The organism is Methanoculleus sp. (genome assembly GCF_030019085.1).
In the GTDB taxonomy this organism is placed as follows: Archaea; Halobacteriota; Methanomicrobia; order Methanomicrobiales; family Methanoculleaceae; genus Methanoculleus.
The window spans coordinates 11,546-14,977 of record NZ_JASEFJ010000029.1 but is presented as its reverse complement, the minus strand read 5'-3'; the positions used below and the strand labels follow the sequence as shown (position 1 = coordinate 14,977).

The window sequence follows — 3,432 nt, the reverse complement described above, 5'->3', positions numbered from 1 at the left end:
CCTATCATGGGGTGAGCGGAAGCCAGCCCGCCGGTTATGGCGGCAGAGATTGCTCCGGGAGATCTGGTACCGTTTGCTGTCTTCCCCGGGTCGCAGGAGAACCCCGACGTCGACGGGAACATGGTCGTCTGGGAAGACGGCCGGGACGGAAACAAAGAGATCTACTTCTCGAACAGTCCGGGCACCTCCGGCACCAGGATAACAACGAACTCCGCCTCGCAGGAGAGACCGTCCATCTCAGGGGACTACATCGTCTGGCAGGACAACCGGAACGGGAACTGGGATATCTACCTCTACCGGCGCTCGACGGGTGAAGAGACACAGCTCACAACCGACCCGGGCAAACAGTGGCTGCCGATCGTCCGCGGGAACTACATTGCCTGGTACGATAGCAGCAGCGGCGATACCAGGATCGTCCTCTACGACATCGCAGCCGGTGAGGTGAAAGATACCATCAAATGCGATGCAAAGACGACGATCCCCGGTGGGAGCACCGAGTTCAAGCCTGCACTCTCGGAGAAGTACGTCGCCTGGGTCGAAGCGGCCGACGATAGGGTTCATTACTACAGCATCGCCGAAGGCAAGATGAAAGGGCCGGTATCCACGAGCACGGCGGCCCAGTCCTGGCCCTCGCTCTACGGGAGCGTCGTGGCCTGGGAGGATAACCGGCACGCGAGCCCCGACATCTACATGATCGATCTCGACGACCCGTCCGGTGGAGAGCAGAGGATCACCTTCGACAACTCCGACCAGGTTTCGCCGGTGATCACCGGCCAGATCCTCGCCTGGGAGGACAAGCGGGATGCGCCGAGAAGCATCTACATGTACGACCGCAATAGTGGTAAAGAGATGGCCGTGCCCACCGCCGGCGGTGAACAGCTCTACCCCGCCGCCAGCGGCAACATGATCGTCTGGCAGAAAGCCCGCGGCTCCTACTCGGATATCTACGCGTTCGCATACAACCCCGAAGGAGCGCCGGCCGTGGTCGCGAGGATCAAGGTTGAACCATCTTCGGCCACGATGAACGTTAGCGACGAACTGAAGTTCAATGCCACCTGTTATGACGAGAACGACGAAGTCATACCCGACCTGAAAGTCTCCTGGTCGTGCGGCAACGGCACGGTTGGATACATCGACCCCGGCGGCTACTTCGCCGCTTACGAAGCCGGCACGACGACCATCATCGCGTCGACGGGCGGCATCACCGGAACCGCGACCGTCACCGTCAACGCCAACGAGTCGGTCGTGACGTCCATCGTCGTCACCCCGTCCACGTTCACACTCGACCGCAACGAGACAAAGCGGTTCGAAGCAACCGCCTACGACCAGTTCGGCAAAGGGATGACCAACATCGAGTTCACCTGGTCGTGCAGCAACGAGACTGTTGGAACGATCGGTGAGTCCAGCGGCGTCTTTACCGCGAAGGCCGCGGGCACGGCGACCGTCATCGCGACTGCCGAAGGCATCACCGGAACCGCAACCGTCACCGTCAATGACGACGAACCGGTAGAACCAGTCCTCGACCGCATCGAGGTCACCCCGTCCACGTTCACGCTCGATCTCAACGCGACGAAACAGTTCACCGCAACCGCCTACGACCAGTTCGGCAAAGAAATGACCGACGTCGAGTTCAACTGGTCGTGCAGCAACGAGACCGTCGGAACCATCGACAAATCTAAGGGCCTCTTTACCGCGAAAGCCGCGGGCACTACAACCATCACCGCAACGGCAAGCGGCAAATCTGGAATGGCGACCGTCACCGTCACGGACGAAGAGCCGGTCGCAACCACGATCGAGGTCACACCGCTCTCTCCCACGCTCGCGATCGGTGGCACAGAACAGTTCACGGCAACCGTCCTCGACCAGTTCGGCAACGAGATGACCGGCGTCGCGGTCACCTGGTCGTGCGACAACGAGACCGTCGGAACGATCGGTGAGTCCAGCGGCATCTTCACCGCTCTCGCCGCAGGCACGGCGACCGTAACCGCAACAGCGGGCGACCTCTCCAAACCCGCAACCGTCACCGTCAACGCCGATGAGCCCGCAGAACCGGCTCTCGACCGCATCGAGGTCAGACCGGGCACGGCCATCCTGGATGTCGGCGACACAGAACAGTTCGCGGCAGTTGTCTTCGATGAGAACGGCGGTGAGATGACCGGCATCGAGTTCACCTGGTCGTGCGACAACGAAACCGTCGGAACCGTCGACGATACCGGCTTCTTCACCGCCCTTGCCGCGGGCACCGCGACCGTCACCGCGTCCGCCGGCGATGTCGTCGGAACCGCAACCGTCACGGTCAACGCATATGAGCCCGGTGACCCGGCCCTGACAGAGATCTCGCTCACGCCGCCCCGGGCCACCCTGGACGTCGGGGATCTCCAGAGATTCATGGTGACGGTCTATGACCGGGACGGCAACGTCATGCCCGCCGGTGAGGTCACCTGGTCGAGCAGCAACAAGACCGTCGGCACCATCGATGGGGACGGGTTCTTCACCGCCCTCGCCGCAGGAACGACGACCGTCACCGCGACGGCAGGAGACTGCTCCGCGCAGGCAACCATCACCGTCAACGAATGGCCTCTGCTCGCAAAGATCGCGGTCGTGCCGTCCGCGGCCACGCTCAAGGTCGGCGAAGACCTCCAGTTTGAGGTCGTCGCGTTCGACAGGTTTGGAAATATCGTCAAGGGCGCAGAGGTCACCTGGGAGTGCAGCGACCCGTGCGTCGGCACCATCGATCCCTGCAGCGGCGTCTTCACCGCCCTTGACAGCGGCACGACGACCATCACCGCCTGTGGAGACGGCGCCGAAGGAACCGCAACCGTCACCGTGACCTGCAACAGCCCGGCCGTGACGTCCATCGTCGTCACCCCGGCCGCGATCACCCTCGCCGCCGGCGGCACCGCAACGTTCACCGTACTCGACCCGGACGGCTGCGAGATACCCGATGTCGAGATCGACTGGTGCTGCAGCGACACGTGCGTCGGCGAGATCGACGAAACCGGGTTCTTTGAGGCGTTCGCCGCGGGCACGGCGACCGTCACCGCATCGGCAAACGGCGTTATCGGGACGGCCGACGTAGAGGTCACCGATGAGTCCGCGGGTGTCGTGGTCTCCCCGTCGGCGATCATCCTGAACTGCGGGGACACATGGCGGTTTACCGTGTATGACCTGCAGGACAACGCGGGCTCTACCATGGCCTGGTCCTGCGACGACCCGTGCGTCGGCAAGATCGATCCCTGCAGCGGCCTCTTCACCGCATGCGGCGAAGGCAGCACGACCGTCACCGCAACGGTTGCCGGAGAGAACGGGATCGCGACAGTGACCGTCCGGTCGACGGAGCCGGTGCTTACGCGGATCGAGGTCAGCCCGTCTGACTTCCGCATCCCTGCCGGGAAGAGCCTGACGCTCACCGCAACCGCATTCGACCAGTAC

The 3,432-nt window shown here is 63.1% G+C and carries 1 protein-coding gene; it reads left to right on the top strand.

The genetic code is table 11. The annotated features are described in order from the left end of the window. Nucleotides 1-36: 36 nt before the first annotated feature. The coding region (locus QMC91_RS09260) for an Ig-like domain-containing protein (RefSeq protein ID WP_300237955.1) at nucleotides 37-3,432 on the top strand (3,396 nt) is incomplete at its 3' end.